The sequence below is a fragment of the Kitasatospora viridis genome, from assembly GCF_007829815.1.
Lineage (GTDB): Bacteria > Actinomycetota > Actinomycetes > Streptomycetales > Streptomycetaceae > Kitasatospora > Kitasatospora viridis.
Genome location: NZ_VIWT01000001.1, coordinates 6,022,199 through 6,042,220, shown reverse-complemented (window position 1 = coordinate 6,042,220; position 20,022 = coordinate 6,022,199). Strand labels below are relative to the sequence as shown.

The 20,022-nt window shown below is 73.0% G+C and carries 21 protein-coding genes; 12 read left to right on the top strand and 9 right to left on the bottom strand.

What is annotated here, in order from left to right:
• Positions 1-242: 242 nt before the first annotated feature.
• The 6 genes from FHX73_RS26975 (at position 243) to FHX73_RS26950 (ending at position 6,190) form a co-directional block, all read left to right on the top strand.
• On the top strand, positions 243-2,207 hold the full coding sequence (locus tag FHX73_RS26975; protein WP_145907904.1) for a S53 family peptidase: 1,965 nt from the start codon (positions 243-245) through the stop codon (positions 2,205-2,207).
• A 374-nt stretch (positions 2,208-2,581) separates the two neighbouring features.
• The gene (locus FHX73_RS26970) at positions 2,582-3,355 is read left to right on the top strand and encodes a hypothetical protein (RefSeq protein ID WP_145907903.1); all 774 of its coding nucleotides are present in this window, start codon (positions 2,582-2,584) and stop codon (positions 3,353-3,355) included.
• A gap of 98 nt (positions 3,356-3,453) precedes the next feature.
• Complete coding sequence (locus FHX73_RS26965) at positions 3,454-3,789, top strand: antibiotic biosynthesis monooxygenase family protein (protein ID WP_246213742.1); 336 nt, start codon at positions 3,454-3,456, stop codon at positions 3,787-3,789.
• Positions 3,790-3,843: 54 nt separating this feature from the next.
• Positions 3,844-4,062, top strand: coding sequence for a helix-turn-helix domain-containing protein (locus FHX73_RS26960; RefSeq protein ID WP_145907901.1), 219 nt, complete (start codon positions 3,844-3,846; stop codon positions 4,060-4,062).
• 314 nt (positions 4,063-4,376) lie between these two features.
• Positions 4,377-4,928 (top strand): hypothetical protein, encoded by a 552-nt coding sequence (locus FHX73_RS26955; protein WP_145907900.1) that lies wholly within the window; start codon positions 4,377-4,379, stop codon positions 4,926-4,928.
• Positions 4,929-5,062: 134 nt separating this feature from the next.
• On the top strand, positions 5,063-6,190 hold the full coding sequence (locus FHX73_RS26950) for a lactonase family protein (RefSeq protein WP_145907899.1): 1,128 nt from the start codon (positions 5,063-5,065) through the stop codon (positions 6,188-6,190).
• Positions 6,191-6,206: 16 nt separating this feature from the next.
• Here FHX73_RS26950 and FHX73_RS26945 read toward each other — a convergent pair whose 3' ends face one another.
• Together FHX73_RS26945 and FHX73_RS26940 are read right to left on the bottom strand one after the other, a co-directional pair.
• Complete coding sequence (locus FHX73_RS26945; protein WP_145907898.1) at positions 6,207-6,698, bottom strand: carboxymuconolactone decarboxylase family protein; 492 nt, start codon at positions 6,696-6,698, stop codon at positions 6,207-6,209.
• A gap of 17 nt (positions 6,699-6,715) precedes the next feature.
• Positions 6,716-7,021: a GNAT family N-acetyltransferase gene (locus FHX73_RS26940; protein ID WP_145907897.1), complete on the bottom strand. Its 306-nt coding sequence runs from the start codon at positions 7,019-7,021 to the stop codon at positions 6,716-6,718.
• A 102-nt stretch (positions 7,022-7,123) separates the two neighbouring features.
• On the opposite strand from FHX73_RS26940, the gene FHX73_RS26935 reads away from it, so the two are divergent.
• Complete coding sequence (locus FHX73_RS26935) at positions 7,124-7,726, top strand: TetR/AcrR family transcriptional regulator (RefSeq protein ID WP_145907896.1); 603 nt, start codon at positions 7,124-7,126, stop codon at positions 7,724-7,726.
• 43 nt (positions 7,727-7,769) lie between these two features.
• On the opposite strand, the gene FHX73_RS26930 is transcribed toward FHX73_RS26935, so the two are convergent.
• Complete coding sequence (locus FHX73_RS26930) at positions 7,770-8,324, bottom strand: DUF3159 domain-containing protein (protein WP_170305037.1); 555 nt, start codon at positions 8,322-8,324, stop codon at positions 7,770-7,772.
• A 113-nt stretch (positions 8,325-8,437) separates the two neighbouring features.
• On the opposite strand from FHX73_RS26930, the gene FHX73_RS26925 reads away from it, so the two are divergent.
• On the top strand, positions 8,438-10,351 hold the full coding sequence (locus tag FHX73_RS26925) for an alkyl/aryl-sulfatase (RefSeq protein ID WP_145907894.1): 1,914 nt from the start codon (positions 8,438-8,440) through the stop codon (positions 10,349-10,351).
• 7 nt (positions 10,352-10,358) lie between these two features.
• Here FHX73_RS26925 and FHX73_RS26920 read toward each other — a convergent pair whose 3' ends face one another.
• The 3 genes from FHX73_RS26920 to FHX73_RS26910 all read right to left on the bottom strand — a co-directional run bounded on the left by FHX73_RS26920 (position 10,359) and on the right by FHX73_RS26910 (position 12,557).
• A complete protein-coding gene (locus FHX73_RS26920; protein ID WP_145907893.1) occupies positions 10,359-10,970 on the bottom strand; it encodes a PASTA domain-containing protein in 612 nt (203 codons plus the stop codon).
• A 6-nt stretch (positions 10,971-10,976) separates the two neighbouring features.
• A complete protein-coding gene (locus FHX73_RS26915) occupies positions 10,977-11,558 on the bottom strand; it encodes a SigE family RNA polymerase sigma factor (protein WP_246213741.1) in 582 nt (193 codons plus the stop codon).
• Between the two features lie 180 nt (positions 11,559-11,738).
• The gene (locus FHX73_RS26910; protein WP_145907892.1) at positions 11,739-12,557 is read right to left on the bottom strand and encodes a neprosin family prolyl endopeptidase; all 819 of its coding nucleotides are present in this window, start codon (positions 12,555-12,557) and stop codon (positions 11,739-11,741) included.
• A 162-nt stretch (positions 12,558-12,719) separates the two neighbouring features.
• Here FHX73_RS26910 and FHX73_RS26905 point away from each other — a divergent pair, with 162 nt between their 5' ends.
• Together FHX73_RS26905 and FHX73_RS26900 are read left to right on the top strand one after the other, a co-directional pair.
• Positions 12,720-14,078 carry a helix-turn-helix domain-containing protein gene (locus tag FHX73_RS26905; RefSeq protein WP_145907891.1) on the top strand — a complete coding sequence of 453 codons (1,359 nt, stop codon included), beginning with the start codon at positions 12,720-12,722 and terminating at the stop codon, positions 14,076-14,078.
• 114 nt (positions 14,079-14,192) lie between these two features.
• The gene (locus tag FHX73_RS26900; protein WP_145907890.1) at positions 14,193-14,765 is read left to right on the top strand and encodes a hypothetical protein; all 573 of its coding nucleotides are present in this window, start codon (positions 14,193-14,195) and stop codon (positions 14,763-14,765) included.
• 40 nt (positions 14,766-14,805) lie between these two features.
• Here FHX73_RS26900 and FHX73_RS26895 read toward each other — a convergent pair whose 3' ends face one another.
• A complete protein-coding gene (locus tag FHX73_RS26895) occupies positions 14,806-15,777 on the bottom strand; it encodes a CAP domain-containing protein (RefSeq protein WP_145907889.1) in 972 nt (323 codons plus the stop codon).
• 296 nt (positions 15,778-16,073) lie between these two features.
• Here FHX73_RS26895 and FHX73_RS26890 point away from each other — a divergent pair, with 296 nt between their 5' ends.
• Positions 16,074-17,204 carry a glycosyltransferase gene (locus FHX73_RS26890; RefSeq protein WP_145907888.1) on the top strand — a complete coding sequence of 377 codons (1,131 nt, stop codon included), beginning with the start codon at positions 16,074-16,076 and terminating at the stop codon, positions 17,202-17,204.
• 30 nt (positions 17,205-17,234) lie between these two features.
• Here FHX73_RS26890 and FHX73_RS26885 read toward each other — a convergent pair whose 3' ends face one another.
• Positions 17,235-18,071: an SAM-dependent methyltransferase gene (locus tag FHX73_RS26885; protein WP_145907887.1), complete on the bottom strand. Its 837-nt coding sequence runs from the start codon at positions 18,069-18,071 to the stop codon at positions 17,235-17,237.
• 160 nt (positions 18,072-18,231) lie between these two features.
• On the opposite strand from FHX73_RS26885, the gene FHX73_RS26880 reads away from it, so the two are divergent.
• On the top strand, positions 18,232-19,134 hold the full coding sequence (locus FHX73_RS26880) for an aldo/keto reductase (protein ID WP_246213740.1): 903 nt from the start codon (positions 18,232-18,234) through the stop codon (positions 19,132-19,134).
• Here the strand turns inward: FHX73_RS26880 and FHX73_RS26875 are convergent.
• Complete coding sequence (locus tag FHX73_RS26875; RefSeq protein ID WP_145907886.1) at positions 19,127-20,020, bottom strand: alpha/beta fold hydrolase; 894 nt, start codon at positions 20,018-20,020, stop codon at positions 19,127-19,129. The two genes, FHX73_RS26880 and FHX73_RS26875, sit on opposite strands and share 8 nt — an antisense overlap.
• Positions 20,021-20,022: the final 2 nt, after the last annotated feature.

Genomic DNA, 20,022 nt, shown 5'->3' with positions numbered 1-20,022 from the left:
TCAAAGCGGACAGGCCGCCGCAGTGCGACTCATCGGGCAACTCGGACAACTCGACAGCCCTTGACCGGGGTTGTGCCCTTCCGACGTAGATGTTGTGCCTTTTGAGGCCTATTGATCCGCGCAGGTCGCAGGTATGATCCGTTCCTGCCAAGCACGTCCGCGGCTCCTGCTACTGCTGCGGCCTGAGCAGCCATCCGTGCTGCCAGCGGTGCGTGCGTACGACATCCAACGCAGGGGGGAACATGAAGATCACCCGTGCCCAGCGGCGTACCGGACTGAGCGCGGCGGCGATCCTGCCGTTGCTCGCCGGTGCCCTCGCCGTCGGCATCCCCACCGCTCAGGCGGACACCGTCCCGAACGGCCGTGCCGCGCTCGCGGGCACCGAGCCCACCTGGACCGCCAAGGCCGCCGACCAGGGTGCCACCGCCGCCAACGCGCCGGTCACCGCCCGGGTCTACCTGGCCGGCAAGGACCCGCAGGGCCTGACCGCCTACGCCCAGGCGGTCTCCGACCCGAACTCGCCGCAGTACGGCAAGTACCTGACAGCCGACCAGGCGCAGCAGCGCTTCGGCGCCACCAAGCAGCAGGTCGACGCGGTCACCTCGTGGCTGAAGTCCTCGGGCCTGACCATCACCGAGACCACCCAGCACTACGTGGCGGTCTCCGGCAGCGCCTCCGCCGTGAAGGCAGCCTTCGCCACCTCGCTGCACAACTACCGCAGCCAGGACGGCCACACCTACCAGGCGCCGGACCAGGCCGCCTCGGCGCCGAGCGCGCTGGCCGGCGTGGTGCTGACCGTCACCGGTCTGGACGGCGCCCCGCACCAGGCCACCCCGCAGGACACCCTGCCCGGCCCCGGCGCGGGCTTCCGCACCTCGGGCCCGTACTCGACCTACTTCGGGTCGAACACCGCGGACAACCTGCCCGCGGGTGCCGACGGCAACAAGCTGCCGTACGTGATCCACGGCTACACCGGCAAGCAGCTGCGCGCCGCCTACGGCGCCGGCCACTTCACCGGCAAGGGCGTCACGGTGGCGATCACCGACGCCTACGCCTCGCCGACCATGGCGGCGGACGCGGCCAACTACGCCCAGCGCAACGGCGACAAGGCCTACCGCAAGGGCCAGTACTCCGAGGTCCTGCCGGCGGCCTGGAACAGCACCGACTCGTGCGGCGCCTCCGGCTGGTACGGCGAGGAGTCGCTGGACGTCGAGGCCGTGCACGCGATGGCCCCGGACGCCGACATCAAGTTCGTCGGCGCCGCCTCCTGCAACGACCCCGACCTGCTGGACGCCCTGAACAAGGTGGTCGACCAGCACCTGGCCGACATCGTCTCCAACTCCTGGGCCGACGTGGAGGCCAACGCCACCGCGGACAGCCAGGCCGCCTACGACCAGACCTTCAAGATGGGCGCGGTCGAGGGCATCGGCTTCTACTTCTCCTCCGGTGACGACGGCGACAACGCCGCCTCGACCGGCAAGAAGCAGGTCGCCACCCCGGCCGACTCGGCCTGGGCCACCGCGGTCGGCGGCACCTCGCTGGCGGTCGGCAAGAACAACAAGTACCTGTTCGAGACCGGCTGGGGCACCGACAAGGCCCTGCTCTCGGCGGACGGCAAGAGCTGGACCGGATTCCCGGGCGGCTTCAACGGCGGCGCCGGCGGCGGCACCAGCACGCTGACCCCGCAGCCGTTCTACCAGCGCGGCATCGTGCCGGACTCGCTCTCCAAGGCGAACGGCAGCACCCCGATGCGCACCCTGCCGGACATCTCGGCGGTCGCCGACCCGAACACCGGCTTCCTGGTCGGCCAGACCCAGTCGTGGCCCGACGGCTCGGTGAGCTACGACGAGTACCGGATCGGCGGCACCTCGCTGGCCGCGCCGGTGATCGCCGGTGTGCAGGCGCTGGCCCAGCAGGCCCGGCACCTGCCGATCGGCTTCGCCAACCCGTCGATCTACGACCGGTTCGACACCCCGCTGCTGCACGACGTCACCGACCACCCGCGCGGTGACCAGGACATCTCGCAGGTCCGGGTGGACTTCACCAACTCCACCGACGCCTCGGGCGGCCTGACCACCTCGGTCCGCACCATGGGCCACGACAGCTCGCTGTCGGCCACCGAGGGCTACGACGACGTGACCGGTGTGGGCACCCCCGCGCCCGGCTACGTCGCCTCGTACGGCTTCCCGTTCGGCTGGATCTGGTAACTGCGGTTGGTGACAACCGCTCGCTGACCACGGCGGGGCCGTCCCCCTCTCTGAGCGAGGGGGACGGCCCCGCCGTCGTCGCACCCGCCCGCTCCGGCGGATCGCGAAAGGCGAAATCGCGGGTGTGCCGGGTGTGACGCGGGGAAAGGGTCGGACAGACACCCCGTCAGGCCACACCGGGAGCAGTGACACGCCATGTCGTCCCAGTTCACCGATGCCCTCCCCGACGCCTCCGACATCACAGACATCTCCGGCACCTCTGACGCCGCCGACCCCGCCGGCATCCTCGACGGACCCCGGCGAACAGCGCCGCTGGGGGGACCGGCCGGGCAGGCGGCCAGGTGACCCCCGCCTCCGGGCCGGTGCCGGCTCCCGTGCCCACGCCCATACCGGTGCCGGCGCCGACGCCGGACCCGCGCGCCCGTGACCTGGCCCGCGACTTCGCGGACATGGCCGAGCTGGTCGGACCGCTGGTGCTGCCCGACGGTGCGTCACGCAGCGTGCTCAGCGCGCTGGAGACCGCCCGGGAGCTGGTCCGGCACTCCTACTACCGCTACGAATTCGCCACGGTCGCGGTCACCCACGGGCTGCTCGGGCTGGAGCAGGCGCTGCGCGAGCGGCTGGGCGGCGACGGGACGCCGCAGGAGCTGATCGCGCGGGCCGTCGGCGCCGAGCTGTTCGGCGCCGGGCTCGGCGCGGAACTCGACCGGGCCCACCGGCTGCGCGAGCGGATCGCGCTGGGGGAGGTGACCAGCGGTGCGCTCACCCCCTCCGCGGCCGTCGGCATCCTGCGGACCGTCTACGCCGCGGTCGGCGCGCTCACCGGACCGGTGGCCGTCCCGCCGCCCCAGGAACAGCTCACCCGGCTCTGGCAGGAGCACCGGCGCGCACCGTTCCCGGCGAGCTTCCTGGGCGTGGACCTGGCCGGCGTGGAGCTGGTGCTGCTGGACGCCGACCTCACCGGGCTGGTCCAGCGGGAGCTGGACGGCGGACTCGACGACGACGGACTGGACGCCCTCTGGGAGTGCCTGGCCGGCGCCGACCGGATCCTGCCGCTGATCAACGAGGAGTACTGCGCCCGCTACTTCACCAGGCTGCGCACGGTGGCCCGGCTCGCGGCGGCCCGCCACATCCCGAGCGCGATCTGATGCCCACTCAACTGATCTGTCCGGAGGCGGGGTTGTGGACCCGGCGGGGGCAGGGGATCGTTGGCTTGCCCCTGTCGGCCCGTCCCTTGGAGCACTCCGTGTCCGAGCCCGCCCCGCTGCCCGAACCGCCCTACCACGTCGTGGTGTTCACCTCCCTGCGGACCTCCGACGCCGACGGGTACGGCGAGCAGTCCGCCCGGATGCTGAAGCTGGCGGCCGAGCAGCCCGGCTTCCTCGGCGTGGACTCGGCGCGCGCCGCCGACGGCCTGGGGATCACCGTCTCGTACTGGCGGGACGAGGCGTCGATCGTCGCCTGGCGCAAGCAGGCCGACCACCGGATCGCCCGGGCCGACGGCCGGGCGCGCTGGTACGAGTCGTTCACCGTGCACGTCGGCAAGGTCGAGCGCGCCTACGGGTTCACCCGCCCCGAGTAGCACCGTGACAACCAGGGGTTGACAGTGGCAACCCCTGGTTGTCAGCATGGTCGCATGCCGGAACACAGCGATCTCTCCGCCCACCGCGCGACCATCGAACGCATCAAGGAGGCCCGCGCCCAGGCCATCCACCACACCACCCTGGCCCGCCGGTTCGCCGTCGAGCGGCGCGACCTGATGAAGTCCCTGCTGGAGCAGGGGGTCACCCAGTCCGACATCGCCCGCGAACTGGGGGTGAGCCGCCAGGCGATCCAGAAGATGTTGGCCTGCTGACCGGCCTGGGCGCCGCCCCGCCCGTCATCCTGACCGGCCCCTGACAACTCCCCGTCGACACAACCGAGATCGCCGTTTCGCGTTCCCGGCACCCGCCCGGCCAGCAGCGATTGCGCCCGGGTGTCGCCTGGCCCTACGTTCTCCCCCTGAACGACTGGTGGCGAACGTGGGAGTGGATCGTGAGCAACAGTGGGAACCTGCGCGGCGCGAGACCGGAGGACCCGTCGGTGCGGCGGCCGGCGTACGGCACCGCGGGTCCAGCAGCACCCGGTGATCGAACGAGCAGGCGCCGGACGCCGGCCGGGCGGACCGGCATGAGCCGCGGTGCCAAGGCCGCCGGCGCAGTCGTCGTGGTGGCGGTCCTGGTCGGCGGGTACTTCACGGTGCAGGCGCTGACCGCTCCGGACAACCACCCCCTCACGCTCCCCCGTTCGATCGAGGGCGACGCCCTGCGCTACAGCAACACCGACGCCTCGCCGCTCCCGGGCCTGGACGACATGGCCGGCGCCCTCGGCCTGCAGAACGGCACCACCGGGCTGTACGGCAACGCCCCGCAGAACACCATCTGGCCGCAGCGCGAGATGTGGCGCCTGATGATCGGACAGCCCGTCGCCAGCTTCGACGACCAGAACTCCAAGGAGGCGGCCTCCGGCGACCTGAAGCTGATGCCGTCCTCGCTGCCCGGCACCCTCTACTGCAACCCGCCGGACATCTCCAGCTGGCCGGCCATCTGCGTCTGGTCCGACCTCCAGCACGGGATCATCCTCTCCCGGGCGACCGGCGCCGGGGCGAAGGCACCCAACGCGGCCGACATCCAGCAGATGGCCGCGGCCGTCGCCAAGATCCACGACGGCACCGAGCACTGACCCCCGGGCGGGCGTCCGGTCCGCACCGTCTCTAACGAGAGTCTGACGTCCGCTCAGGATTCCGGCTCACTGCAGGCATCCCGCCATAGCCTGCGAGCAGGACGACCCACGGCTCTCGAAGGAGCGGAACCACCATGAACAAGATCACCCGCATCGGCGTGTCCGTCGCGGCCGCGCTGGCCCTGGCCGGCGCGTTCGCGCCCGCCGCCTCCGCCGCCGACGCACCCGCCGCGCACCCCGTCTTCGTGCAGACGGACAACCCCGGCGGCAACCAGGTCGTCGCCTATCACCGTTCGGCCGACGGGAAGTTGACCCAGCAGGCGGTGTACCCGACCGGCGGCCGGGGCGGGGTGCTGCAGGGCTCGGTGGCGGACCACACGGCCTCGCAGGGGGCGTTGGCGTACGACGCGGCGCACCGGCTGCTGTACGCGGTGAACGCCGGGAGCAACACGGTGTCGGTCTTCTCGGTCCAGGGCGAGATACTGACGCTGCGTCAGGTGCTGCCGTCCGGCGGCGAGTTCCCGGTCGGCTTCGCGGTGCACGGCGACCGGGTGTACGTGCTGGACGCGCTGGGCGGCGGCGCGGTCCAGGGCTACCGGGTGGTGCGCGGGCAGCTGGAGACGGAGGCGGGCTGGCACCGCGCGCTCGGGCTGGACCCGAACGCGATGCCGCAGTTCACCCACACCCCCGCCCAGATCGGTTTCCTGGCCGACGGCTCGCAGCTGGTGGTGACCACCAAGGGGAACGGGAGCAGCATCGCCGTCTTCGGGATCGACCACTCCGGCGCGCCCTCGCCCGCCCCCGTGGTGACCGGCCTGCCCGGTGCGGTGCCGTTCGGCTTCGTACCGGACGGCCGGCACGGCCTGTTCGTCACCGAGGTCGGCACCAACTCCCTGGCCGCGTACCGGATCGGCGCCGACGGCCGGGCCGTGCGGGAGGCCGCGGCGGACACCGGCCAGGCGGCGGTCTGCTGGGTGGTCCGGGCCGGCGACGTGCTGTACACCTCGAACGCGGGCAGCTCGACGCTGACCGGCGTCCGCGCCACCGACCACGGCAGCCACCTCGCCGTGCTGGGCAACACCCCCACCGACCCCGGCACCGTGGACGCGGCGGCCACCCCGGACGGGCGCCACCTCTACGTGCAGACCGGCGTGAACGGGATCGTCGACGAGTTCACCGTCGAGCACGACGGTTCGCTGACCAGGATCGGCGCGCAGACCGTCCCGGGCGGCGCCGGCGGCGAGGGCATCGTGGCGCTCTGACGCGCCGTCAGCGCCTTCAGGACTGCTTGGGGATCGCCCGCACCGGGTGCTTGCTCAGGATGGAGACCCGGTTGAACGCGTTGATGGTGATCGCCACCCAGATCACGGCGGAGAGCTGATCCTCCGTCAGCACGGCCCGAGCCTCGGCGTAGGCGGCCTCCTGGGCGGTGGCGTCCGCCGGGTGGGTGGTGGCCTCCGCGAGGGCGAGGGCGGCGCGCTCCTGCGGGGTGAAGAGCTCGGTGTCCCGCCAGGCCGCCAGCACGCCGAGGCGCTGGGCGGTGTCGCCCGCCCGCAGGGCTGCCCGGGTGTGCACGTTGAGGCAGTAGGCGCAGCCGTTGAGCTGCGAGACCCGCAGGTTGACCAGCTCGACCAGGACGCGGTCCAGCCCGGCGGCCTCGGCCGTGCGGTGCACCACGTCGGCGGCGGCCAGCATCGCCTGGTAGGCCTCCGGGCTCTGCTTGTCGATGAAGACCCGCCGGTGCACGGGGGTCGTGGCGGCCTCGGTCATCGCAATCCCCTCGCCGCTCACAGGCCGAAGCGCGCGCGGTGGGAGGCGGGCACCAGGTCGGCGTACTCGGGGTGCTTGGTGATCCAGCCCCGGATGAACGGGCAGTACGGCAGCACGTCGAGCTGCTGCTCGCGGGCCGCGTCGAGCGCGGCGCGGGCCAGCTCGCCGCCCAGGCCCCGGCCGCCGAAGGCCGGGTCGATCTCGGTGTGGATGAAGGCGATCTCGCTGCCCGAGCGGTGGTACTCGGCGAAGCCCGCGAGTTCGGCACCGTCCCGGATCTCGAAGCGGGACTTCTCGGGGTTGTCGATGACGCGGGTTTCCATCGTTCCTCCTGCATTGAGCGCCTGCGGTGAGATCCTGCGTCCAATATAGTTGAAGAATCAACTTCTGTCCAAACCGGCGCGCTGATCTGCGACGATGGCCGGATGAACGGTGCTCGTGAGACCCCGCCCACCCGCAAGTGGCGCCGGGACCCGGAGTGGACCCGCGCGGCGCTGGTGGAGGCGCTGCTGGAGCTGGTCGGCGAGGGCGCGCCGGAGCCGACCCGCAAGCAGATCGCCGACCGCGCGGGCGTCTCGGAGCGCACCGCCTTCGTGCACTTCACCGACCGCGAGGCGATGTACGAGGCGGCCGCGCGCCGCCAGGCCGAACGCTGGCAAGCCCTGGCCGAGCCAGTGAAGCCGGCCTGGGCGACCCGGCGCAAGGTCGCGGCGCTGCTCGCGCAACGCGCCCGGATGTACGAGCTGATGAGCCCGATCCGCCGGGTCGGCCTCGCCCTGGAGCCGGACTCCCCCGCGCTGCGCCAGGTGATGGCCGAGGGCGACCGGTGGTTCCGCGACGACCTGGCCCTGATCTTCGCGCCCGAACTGGCCGAGTCCCCCGGCGCGGCGGAGCCGGGCGGCCTGTTGGACGCGCTGGACGCGGCCTGCTCCTGGGCGACCTGGGAGCACCTGCGCGCCCGGCGCGGGCTGACCCCGGACGACGCGGTGCGGGCACTCGGCCGGACGCTGCTCGCGCTACTGGCCTGACTGTCCGTCAATTCACTGTGCCGGGCGTCTGCTTGACGTAACGTCAATGGTGGCGCCGAGCCGCCCGCAGACTCAGCCACCCGACCGGGAGCCAGAGCAGCGGCCCGAGCACGATCCGGGTGAGGCCCAGCCAGAACACCTGCCCGGCCAGGTAGAGCGGCGTCTCCACCGCGACGTGCAGGCACCAGAAGGCCAGCCAGACCCCGGTCACCGCCGCCTGCCCGCGCGGCTCGGCGCGCACCCGGAGCAGCCGCAGCACCGCGGCGGTGGCCGGCCGCCGCAGTGCGAGCGAGAGCGCGAACCAGAGTGCGAGCGCCGCGTTCAGCAGCAGTTCCGGCAGGAAGAAGTCCACCGCCCGCCCGCTGCCCCGCACCGCCAGCGCCGCCGCCAGCACGAAGGCGGTTGAGGCGGCGACCGCCCGCACCCCCTCGCGGCGGGCCAGCCGCAAGGCCGCGAGCAGCACCGCCGCGCCGACGGCCGCCGCCACCCCCGGCAGCGGGCGCCCGTGCGCGGCCGCCAGTCCGGCCAGGAAGGCGGCCGGGGGCAGCACCGCGTCGAGCACCAGCGCCGGGCCGATCCGGCTCCTGAGCCCACCCACGCTCGGTTCCTCTGCGGGCACCACGGCCTCCTCCTGCTGGCGGTCGGCCCGTGCGGGCCTGACTCGGGGAAGGCATCTTGACTCTTGTTGCAGCCTCACTGCAATAGTGGACCATGACGCCTCTGCACCGCCCCGACACCGCCGGCGCCGCCGCGGCCGCGCTCGCCCCGAACCCGCAGACCGCCGGACCGGGCTCGGCCACCGGGTCAACCCCCCTCAACGGGCCCGACTTCACCGACGACACCGACTTCGCCGACGCCGACCGGGGGTTCATCGCCGCGTTCACCGGCGGGCCGATCCGCACCGCCGACGGCCGGACCGCCTGGGACCCGGCGGCCTACGCCTTCCTCGCCGACGGCGAGCCGGCCCCCGCGACGGCCGACCCGAGCCTGTGGCGGCAGGCCCGATTGCTCTCCCGCCAAGGGCTCTACCGGGTCACCGACCGGATCTACCAGGTCCGCGGGCTCGACCTGTCCAACATGACGATCGTCGAGGGCGACAGCGGCATCATCGTGATCGACCCGCTGATCTCCGCCGAGACCGCGGCCGCCGCGCTGCGGCTCTACCGGGAGCACCGCGGCGACCGCGCGGTCCGGGCGATGATCTACACCCACCCGCACGTCGACCACTTCGGCGGCTGCCGCGGCGTGCTGCCGGACGGCGCGGGCGAGGTGCCGATCCTCGCCCCGGCCGGGTTCATGGAGCACGCGGTCAGCGAGAACCTGCACGTCGGCACCGCGATGGCCCGCCGCGCCGGCTACATGTACGGCGCCCACCTGCCCGCCGGCGCGGCCGCGCAACTCGGCTGTGGGCTCGGCCTGACGGTCTCGCTCGGCACCGTCGGCCTGATCGCCCCCACCCGGTACGTCACCGCCACCGGCGAGGAGGTGACCCTCGACGGCGTGCGGATCCGGTTCCAACTGACGCCCGGCACCGAGTGCCAGGAGGAGATGAACTTCCTCTTCCCGGACCTGCGCGCGGTCTGCATGGCGGAGAACGCCACCCACACCATGCACAACATCATCACCCTGCGCGGCGCCCAGGTCCGCGACGCCCGGGCCTGGGCCGGCTACCTCACCGAGGCGATCGGCCTCTACGACGGCGCGGCCGACGTCGCCTTCGCCTCCCACCACTGGCCGACCTGGGGCGGCGAGCGGATCACCGCCCTGCTCACCCAGCAGCGCGACCTCTACGCCTACCTGCACGACCAGACCGTGCGCCTGATCAACCAGGGGCGCACCCCGGCCGAGATCGCCGAGGAACTCCAACTCCCTCCCGCCATCGCCTCGGTGTGGGCCAACCAGGGCTACTACGGCTCGCTCAGTCACAACGTCAAGGGGATCTACCAGCGCTACCTCGGCTGGTTCGACGGCAACCCGGCCCACCTGTGGGAGCTGCCGCCGGTCGAGGAGGCCCGGCGCTGGGTCGAAGTCCTCGGCGGCAACGCGGCGGTGCGCGAACAAGCCGAGCGGTACGCGCGGGCGGGTGACCTGCGGTTCGCGGTGACCCTGCTCAACCACGCCGTCTTCAACGACCCCGACGACCGGGCGGCCCGCGACCAACTCGCCGGTCTGTACACCACCTTGGCGCACGGTGCCGAGAACGCGGTGTGGCGCAACTTCTACCTCACCGGGGCCCTCGAACTCACCGAGGGCGTGCAGACCGCGCAGCGCACCGGCGCGGGCATCGACATGTTCCTCGCGCTCACCGTCGGACAGCTCCTCGACGGTCTCGCGGTGCGGCTCAACGGGCCGCGTGCTTGGGACAGTTCACTCGCCGTCGACTGGTTCGTCGAGGACGCCTACTGGCACCTGCGGCTGGCCCACGGGGTGCTCACCTGGACCACCGACGACCGCCCGGACCCCACCGCCGGACTGACCATGACGATGACCAAGCCCCAACTACTGGGCGCGCTGGCCGGCCTGGGCACCGAAGGGATCACCATGGCCGGCGACCCGGGACTGCTGACCCAGCTGCTCGGCCTGCTCGACGCACCGGACCCGAACTTCGCCATCGTGACGCCGTGAGGCCTCGTCATTCGTGGGTGATCCCGATCCCGATGATCGTGCCCGGGGCGACCCGGGTACCGGCAGCCGGGCTGGTGTAGGCGACGATTCCGACCGGGACCTGGCCGCCCGGCCCGATCAGGCTCGCGTGCGCCGACGGGAAGAACTGCGGGTTCACGTTGGTGTGCGTCTGGCCGACCGAGACGTCCAGCCCCAGGACCCGGAGCGCGTGGGTGGCCTGCTCCTGGTTCATGCCGATCAGGTCGGGCACCACGACGGCGTTCGCGTTCGTGTCCTGCGGCATGGGCTGGGCGACGTCGGCGCTCGGCGGCAGCTCGTTGTCGTACGAGGCGGTGGGCGCGGCGGTGGGCGCGGCGGCGACCGCGACGGTCGATCCGCCGGAGAAGGTGCCCAGGGTCAGGGTCAGCGTCACCGCCGCCGCGACGGCAGCCGCCGACCCGGCGAGCGCCAGCACGCCGCGGCGGCGCCGGGTCCGGCGGACGATGCCCGCGGAGTCGAAGGACGGGGCGGAGGCCGAGTGCGAGAAGTCGTCCATGGCTTGGATCAGTGCCTTTCCGAAGTCCGAGTCAGAGTCCGGGACGAACCCGGTGGAGCCGTTGTGCGGGTCGAAGGAGGTCATGAGTCGTCACACGCCTTTGAGATCGAGGAGGGTGAGGGGCCGGGCGACGGCCCGGCCGCCCTGCGACGGTCCGGCCGGTCGGCGCGCGGCGCGCAGTTTGACCAGGGCCCGGGAGAGTTGTGAGCGCACGGTGCTGGGCGAGACGTTCAGCATCTCGGCGATCTGCTGGTCGTCCATGTCGTGGAGGTAGTGCAGGACCACCGCAGTGCGCATGCCGATCGGCAGCGCGTGCAGTGCCTGGACCAGTTCCTCACGCAGGTCGACCAGCGCGAACGGGTCGTCGTCGGCGGCGCGGTCCTCCGCCGTTCCGGCGGCCTCGCCCCCGTCGTGGCGCTGGTGGCGCCACCGGTCGTTGGCGAGGTTCACCACCATCCGGCGCAGGTACGCCTCCGGCGAGTCGGCCGCGCAGATCCGCGACCAGCGCCGGTAGGCCTTCTCCAGCGCCTCCTGCACCAGGTCCTCGGCCGTCTCCCGACTGCCCGTCAGCAGGTAGGCGGTGCGGAAGAGCGCCGCCGACCGCTGCTGCACGAACTCGGTGAAGTCGATCCGCTCGGCCGCCGTCTCGCGGCCGCGCCGGAGGCCGATCACCGGTCGCCTGCCGTTGTACTCATTCGTCCTCCCGATCTTGTTACTGCCTGCATGACGGATGCGGGCCACCACCTGCTGCACGCGATTCCTGGATGTGGCGCAGCTCACAACTGGCGCAGCACGCGCCCGAGGGGCGGTCCGGGTGGGACCGCCCCTCGGGCGCGCAGTCGTGCCGGTCCGTCAGCAGGGCCCTGCCCCGGGGCCGCCCAGGCGAAACGAGGTCGCCCGCACCGCGCCCGAGTCGTAGAGCGCCGGGCTGGTCGAGGTGACCGTCAGCTGCGGCCGGTCGGCGGAGCCGAGCAGCTGGAAGTCGCGGATCCAGCCGGAGCCCGGCGCGCTGCCGAGCCGCCCGTCGCCCATGGTCTCGCAGGTGCTGCCGGCGGCGTGCGCCACCTCGCCGAAGGCGGTGATGGTCTGCGCCCGGGTGTAGCCGCCGTTCCACAGCGAGCCGGGGAAGTAGCCCACCGGCTGCTGGTCGTAGAGGATCCACCAGTCGCCGCCGAGGTTGACGATGGTGAACCGCGCGGCCTCGCCGGGGCGCACCGCCATGCCGGCCGTGACGGTGTGCGAGACCGGCACGAAGCCGCAGGCGTTGTAGCAGCTCTCCTGCCCGTCCACCCAGTGGTAGACGAAGAGGTGCGGCCGCAGGTCGCCGTTGAGCCCGAGGTCGACCGTCCAGCCGACCTCCACCGTGGACTTCTGGTCCGCGGACTGCACCGCCAGCTCCTGCAGCGAGTGCGATTCGGTGTCACCGGGCTTGATGGTCGGCGCGGACTGCGTCATCAGGATGCTGGCACCCGCGGTGTCGGTCTTCTGACGGCCCGACACGTAGTCATAGCAGGCGCCGAACCAGCAGACCGGGCCGGATCCGGTGGCGAGCGGCGCCACCGAGGGCACCACCGGGGCGAGCGGTGCCTGGGCCAGTGCCTGGGGCGCGGGCAGGGCGGTGAACAGGCCGAGCGCCGTCGCGACGGCGGCCAGGACTGAGCGTATGCGCATGTGGGGGGTCCATTCAGCGAGGGGAAGTCCCGGCTCGTGTGCCCGGACTCAACTACCGATTCAAGCCCGCTTACATGACGAGTTAAGCTAGCGGCGGCCGCACCGGCACGCAATAGCCTGTGCCGGGTGACCACCCCTCAGACCCCTCGGAACAGGAGCGACATGGCCGACGACGAGGACGACGACAGACTGCTGATCGGCCGCCGGATCCACGCCCTGCGCACCGAACGCGGCCTCACCCAGCGCGCGCTGGCCGAACCCGCGTACACCGCCGCCTACGTGTCCACCCTGGAGGCCGGCCGGGTCCGCCCCTCGGAGAACGCACTGCGGTTCTTCGCCGAACGGCTCGGCACCACCGCGGAGCAGCTGGCCACCGGACGCCCCGCCCACCTGGCCACCGACCTGCGGCTGCGGCTGGCCGACGCCCGCCAGACCCTGTGCACCGGCCGGTCCGCCGACGCGGCCGAGCGGTTCGCCGGGCTGGCCGACGAGGCCGGGCTGCACGGCCTGTCCCAGGAGCGGGCCGACGCGCTGCTCGGGCTCGGCGACTGCGCCCTGGAGCACGGCGAACTCGACCTGGCGATAGGCCACTTCGAGGCCGCCGAGGAGCTGCTCCGGGACGCCCCGCTCCCCCGCCGGGTGCCCGCGCTGCGCGGGCGGGCGGTGGCCCACCTGCTCGCGGGCGACCTGCGCTACTCCTGCTACCTGTTGGAGAGCGCGATCGACCAGCTGAACAACGGCGGCCTACCCGACCCGCAGGCCCTGCTGCTGCTCTACTCCGCCGTGATCGCCCCCTACCTGGACCTGGGCGCCCACCGCCGCGCCGCGCAGGCCGCCGAACTCGCCCTGGCCCTGGCCCCGCAGGTGGACGACCCGGTCGCGGTGGCCCGGCTGCACCGCTCGGTGGCCCGCACCCTGCTGGCCGACGGCCGGACCGCCGAGGCCGACGCCGCACTGGCGCAGGCCCAGCAGCTCTACCAGCAGCTGCGGATCCGCACCGAACTCGCGCACTGCCACTGGATGCGCGGCTACCTGCGCGCCCAGCACGGCGACCTCGCCGCCGCCGAGCGCGAACTGCGCACCGCGCGCGAAATGTTGACGGACCGTCAGGCCGACCTGTACATCCGGCAGATCGAGGTCGAGCTGGCCGACGTGCTGCGCCGCTCGGGCCGCAGCGCCGAGGCGGCCGAGCTGCTCGCCGAGCTGCTGGACGCGCTCCACCCGCACCGCGGCGCGGTGCACGCGGGCGCCGCCCACCGCCTGCTCGGGCTGATCGCCGAGGAGCGCGGCGCGCCGGACGAGGCCGAGCGGCACTACCGCACCGCGCTGGACCTGCTCCAACAGGCGGGCGCCAGCGCCGACCTGGCCGACCTCTGCCGCCTGCTCGGCGACCTGCTGCGCCGCACCGGCCGCCTGGAGCAGGCCCTGGACACCTACCGGGCCGGGCTCGGCCACCAGTCCACGCCCGGCACCACCACCCTGGGGCCGGCCCCGGCGGTGCCGCCGCTCACGGAATCTTGACCCGCCAGGGGTTGTCGTTGCCGCTCGGCGCCCGATAGCTTCCGGCGCAGACCGGTACGGGGGCTCGGTCCAACCGTCCTGCCTCCGTGGCCTCTACGGGGGAAGGACCCGCACATGCGCAGCACTCTTCACCGCCTCGGCTCGGCCGCGGCCGCCATCGGCCTGGCGGCCGGCCTGGGCGTCATCAGCACGGGCAGCGCCCAGGCCGACGTAGGGCCGGGCTGGTGGACCCAGAACGGCAGCTACCAGATCAGCTCGGACTGGGGCACCAGCGCCAACTGCTTGGACAACTCCAGCCAGTACGGCCTGCGGATGTACCCCTGCAACGCGCCCAGCTACAACAACGGCTACCAGAAGTGGAAGGCGATCAACACCGACGACGTCACCGATGGCGCCCAGTTGCAGAGCCAGGCCCCCGGCAGCAACGGCTGCCTGGACTGGTCGCCGCAGTACGGCCTGCGCACCTACTCGTGCAACTGGAGCAGCTTCATCAACGGGTACCAGAACTGGGAGGTCTGGTTCCGCACGGACTCCTCCGGCGGGCAGGAGATCGTCCTGAAGAACGGCCTGCCGAACAGCCCGTCGATCTGCCTGGACAACTCGCAGTACGGGGTCCGTGGTTACGCCTGCAACGGCGCCTCGCAGGACGCCTTCTACCAGGGCTGGCAGCTGCAGGAGTGGAACTGACCGCCCCGCAGCGCCTGCTGCCCGGCTGACGGACGCCGCCTCAGTCCGAGAAGTCCTGGGTCATCCACACCGTCCCCGAGGAGTCGCGCAGCAGCTCGATCCCGATGTGGTGGAAGTCAGGGTTGAGGATGTTGCGGCGGTGGCCGTCGTTGGGCGGCTGCTCGGCCAGCATGTCCTTGGTGAGGCCGACCGCCATGGCGGCTATCGCATCCGTGGTGTTGGCCACCGGGCCGCCGTCGCCGATGTTCTCGCCGGCCGTGCCCCACTGCACGCCGGCCGCGTGCTCGCGGTCGCCGAAGGCCGCCTCGCCCGGGCACTGGTGCTGCAGGCCGCAGCCCGCCGCCATGGTGTGGTTGTGGGCGTTCGCGCTGCTCTGCAGCCCGGAGAGCATGGTCAGCGGGGCCACGCCCTGGGCGGCCCGGGCCTGGTTGATCAGCGCGAGCACCTGGTTCGCCGCCGCGTCCAGGTCGGCGCCGGAACCCGAGCCCGAGCCCGAACCTGAGCCCGAACCCGAGCCGGTCGACTGGGTCGCCGGGGCCTGCGACGGCACGGCCGCCAGCACACTGGTGCTCGGGGCGGCCGCGGTCGGGCGGGCGGAGGCCGAGGCGGCCCGCTGCACCGGCGTCGTGCTGGTGCCGGCACCGGGCAGCCGGGTCGGGCCGACGCTCGCGGTCGGGGAGGCCGACACCGCCTGCGGGGCGGCCGACTGGCTGGGCGTCACCGACGGTGCGTCGATCGGTACGCCCGCCCCCGGCAGCTGCGGGTCCGGCGCGGAGGCCGCCCGGCCGTCCTGCGGGCCAGAGCCGAACAGCACCTTGCCGCCGAGCATCGCGGTGGTGGCCGTCGCCGCGACCGCGACCACGGCCAGCAGCGGCTTGGCCGCCGACCCGCGCCGCGCCCGGCGGCGCCGCCCGCCGCTACCGACCTTGCGGTGCGATCCGCCGCCCGCCCGCCGTTCGGGTGCGCTCGGGACGTACCGGTCCGTCAGCTCCTCGGTCGGGTAATGCGTCATCTGTGCTCCTACGGTCGACTGCCCTACGAGACAGGAGACCCCCGGCCGGGAGCCGGATAACGGAAATCGCGCGAATGTTCACCGAAGCTGCCCGAGTCGCCCGGCGGCCCGCCCGCGCCGCCACCGGCCCGACCCGGGCGCTCACTGCCCGTGACCGGCGCGCGCCCGCCCGGCGCACCGCCGTCCGCCCCCGGCGCGCCCGCGGGTCCGCCTGACACCCGATCAGTCGTTCACGTACGCTGCGACTGACGACCGCCCGCCGGCCCGGCGACCGATCTCCCGTCAGGAGAACCACCGTGCGCGTCCTTGTCACCGTCACCGGATCGCCCTCCCACGTCAACGCCGTGCGGCCGCTGGCCTCGGCCCTGGCCACCGCCGGCCACCAGGTGCTGGTCGCGGCGCCCGCCAGACTGCTCGCACCGCTCGCCGGCCTGCCGCTGCGGCTGGAACCGCTGCTGGTGGACCCGCTGGTCACCGTGGACCGGGACGCCGGGCCGTCCGAGGAGCTGGTCCTGGAGATCTTCGCCGGGCCGCACGTGACCGACAGCTACCACGCGCTGCTGCCGGTGGCCCGCGAGTTCGGGCCCCAGCTGGTGATCCGCGACGGCGGCGAGTTCGCCGGCTACCTGGTGGCCGAGACGCTCGGCGTGCCGCACCTGAGCGCACCCTCCGGGGCCGCCAACCACCTGGACCCGGTGGCCCTGCTGCCCCACCTCAACCAGCGCCGCGCCGACCTCGACCTGCCCCCCGAGCCCGACCCCGCCGCCGTGCACCGCCACGGCCGGCTGGACTGCATGCCCGCCGGGCTCTCCTTCGCCGGCCACCCCGGCGGCATCTTCCACCGCTACCGGCAGCCCACCGAGGTCGACCCGAACACCGTGCTGCCCGAATGGATCGCCGAACTGCCCGCCGACCAGCCGCTGGTGCTCGCCTCGCTCGGCACCGTCCTGCCGTTCGTCCCGACCGTGGGGCTGGACCCGGTCGGCCTGCTCGGCGCGATCGCCACCGGGCTGGCCGAGCTGGACTGCCAGGCGGTGATCGCCACCGGCGGCCTCCCGGTGGACCTGCCGTCGCTGCCCACCGACCGCGTGCACCTGGTCGACTCGATGCCGCAGCCGCTGCTGCTGCGCTGCGCCCAACTGCTGCTCACCCACGGCGGCTACAACAGCATCCGCGAGGCGGTGGGCGCCGGCGTGCCGATGGCCGTCCTCCCCTGCTTCGGCGACCAGCCCGCCAACGCCGACCGGGTCGAGCAGCTCGGCCTCGGCCTGCGCATCCCGGCGCCCGCCGACGTCGCCGCCACCTGCCACCGCGTCCTCACCGACCCGGCACACACCGCCAACTCCCGCCGCGCACAACGCCGGATGCTCGCGCTCCCGCCGATCCAGGGCGCGATCGCCGACCTGGAGAAGCTGGTCAGGGGGTAGCGCACCCGGGAACGGCGGAGCGGGCGGGTGTCACCGCCGGGCGTGGAAGACGCCCCAGCTGAGCCGCCCGTCCCGGCAGGCGTCCACCCAGAGCGGGAGGTTCGCCAGCAGTTCGGCCAGGTAGTCGGGGCCGACCAGGCGGCGCAGCTGGTCCTGGCGGCTCCGGGTCTCCTCAGTCAGGCGCTCGTAGTGGGTGCGGAGTTGACCGTTCTGCTGGTCGAATTCGAGGTGGGACAGGCCGAGTTCGGCGAGCCGGCGGCGGTAGTAGCCCGGGGTGGCCAGGTCGGGCACGCGCAGGCGCTCGATCACCTGGTGCAGGGCCTCGGGCGGGACGCCGTCGGCCGCCATCACGTCGGTGAAGACCAGGTCGCCGTGCGGCCGCAGCACCCGGGCCGCCTCGGCGAGCAGGCGGTCGCGGTCGGGACTGTGGCAGAACGCCTCCTGCGACCAGACCACGTCGAACTCGGCGTCGGGGAACGGGATGTCCTGGAAGGAGCCGGTCACCACCTCGATCAGGCCGTCGAGTCCGCGCTCGGCGTTGGTCCGGCGGTGCCGCTCGTTCTGCGACTCGCTGATGTTGAGCGCCACCACCCTGCAGCCGAAGGTCTCGGCCAGGTAGCGGGTCGGGCCGCCGTAGCCGGACCCGAGGTCGAGCACGGTGGTGCCGGGCCGGCCGAGCCGCTCGGCGATCCGCTCCGCCGCCCGCTCGATGGTGCGGCGGGAGGCCGTCGCGATCGACTCGTGCTCGCTCAGGTAGCTGCCGGTGTGGATGGATTCGCCGCCCCAGACGGCGGAGTAGAAGCCGTCGACCTGGCTGCTGCCGTAGTAGTGGTGCGCGGTCTCGACGCCCTGGGTCTCCTCGGTCATGGCAGTGACTCTACGTCATTGGGCCGCTACGTCATGCGTGCACGGACGGCCTGTCAACTCTCAGGACTGCTGCGACAGATGATGAAACGATGATAGGCTGAGGATAGGTGAGCGCGAGCCTTCTCGATCCGGGTCCTTGTCCGGCGGGGAGGCTTTTTTCATGCCTTTTTCCAACTCCCACATGAAGTCCGGCCCCGCACCAGTGGTGCGGCTCGGCGACCTGACTGTCCATCGGATCGGCCTCGGCGCGATGCGCCTGACCGGCAGCGTGCCGTTCGGCGGCGTGCCGAGCGAGCGCGGGCAGGCGATCCGGGTGCTGCGCCGGGCGGTCGAGCTGGGCGTGAACCACATCGACACGGCCGCCTTCTACTTCTCCGCCACCCGCTCCGCCAACGAGCTGATCAACAGCGCGCTCGCGCCCTACCCCGAGGACCTGGTGATCACCACCAAGGTCTGGCCCGACCGCGACCCGTCCGGCGCCTGGTGGTGGGCCGACCCCGAGCAGCTGCGCGGCCAGGTCGAGCAGAACCTGCGCCAACTCGGGCGCGACCACCTGGACGTGGTGAACCTCCGGGTGCCGCCGAGCCGCCGCGACGGGTCGATCGCCGAACACTTCGGCGCCCTGGCCGAGTTGCGCGAGGCCGGCCTGATCCGGCAGCTGGGCGTCTCCAACGTCACCGACCGGCAGCTGATCGAGGCACTGGCCATCGCCCCGGTGGTCTGCGTGCAGAACCCGTACGGCGTCGGCGCCGCGCCCGCCGAGCAGCAGGCGCTGCTGCGGCGGTGCGGCGAACTCGGCATCGCCTTCGTGCCGTTCGCCGCGATCGCCGGGCCCCGGACGGCGACGGGCACAGCAGGCACGGCGGCCGGCCACGACGAGGCGCTGCGCGCCGTGGCCGGCGCGCACGGCGCGTCCGTCGCCCAGGTCCGCCTGGCCTGGACCCTGCACCAGGGCCCGCACGTGCTGGCCATCCCGGGCACCGGCAACCCGGAGCACCTGGCCGAGAACCTCGCGGCGGGTCAGCTGCGGCTCTCGGACACCGAGTTGGCCTCGCTCAGCTGACCCCTTGGAGCAGCCGCTCGATCACCAGGTCCGGCCGGTCGGTCGGCAGGTCGTGGCCGGTGCCGGGCACCACCTCGATCTCGGCGGCCGGCAGCAGCAGCCGGATCCGGTCCGCGACGGCCTGCGAGTCGTACATCGCGCTGCGGCCGCCGAGCAGGAAGCGCATCGGCACGGTCAGCCGGGCCAGTTCCTCGTCGGTGAAGACCGGCGGCACCGGCAGCGCCCGGCTGAACCCCATCGAGGCCCGCACCAGCCGCATCAGCTCGGTCTCCAGGATGGTGCTGTTGCCGACCAGCCGGGCCAGCCGGGGGCGCAGCGGCCGGGGCGCGGTCGAGGCGAGTCCGCCGAGGATCAGCCAGGTGTAGAACTTCGCGCCGTAGCCGGAGAAGCCGGCCGGCTCCAGCAGGGTGAGCGAGGCGACGCGGCCGGGGTGGTGGAGCTGGTGGCAGAGCGCCGTCCACCCGCCGTAGGAGCAGCCGACCAGCTGAGCACCGGTCAGCTCCACGCCGGCCTGCTCCAGTCCGGTCAGCACCTCCTCCAGCCAGGCCGCGCCGTCCCGCCCGTCGGCGATCGGCGCGGTCTGGCTGCTGGCGCCCGGCTCGCCGACCGGGTCGACGGCGATCACCCGGTGGTGTTCGGACAGCGCGCCGAGGTACCGGTGCCACATCAGCGCGTTGCCGCCCGAACCGGGCAGCAGCACGATCGGCTGCGCCCGCTCGGGGCCGGTGAGGTAGACCCGGGTGGTGCCGAAGGCGGTCGGCAGGTTCAGCGCCGTCCGGGGTCCGGGCCACAGCTCGCCGAGGGCGTGCTCGTAGGCGGTGCGGAATCGGTCTTCAGCCTTCTCGTTCTTGAACCGGCTGACTCGCGTGGGCTGGCTGATTGGCATGA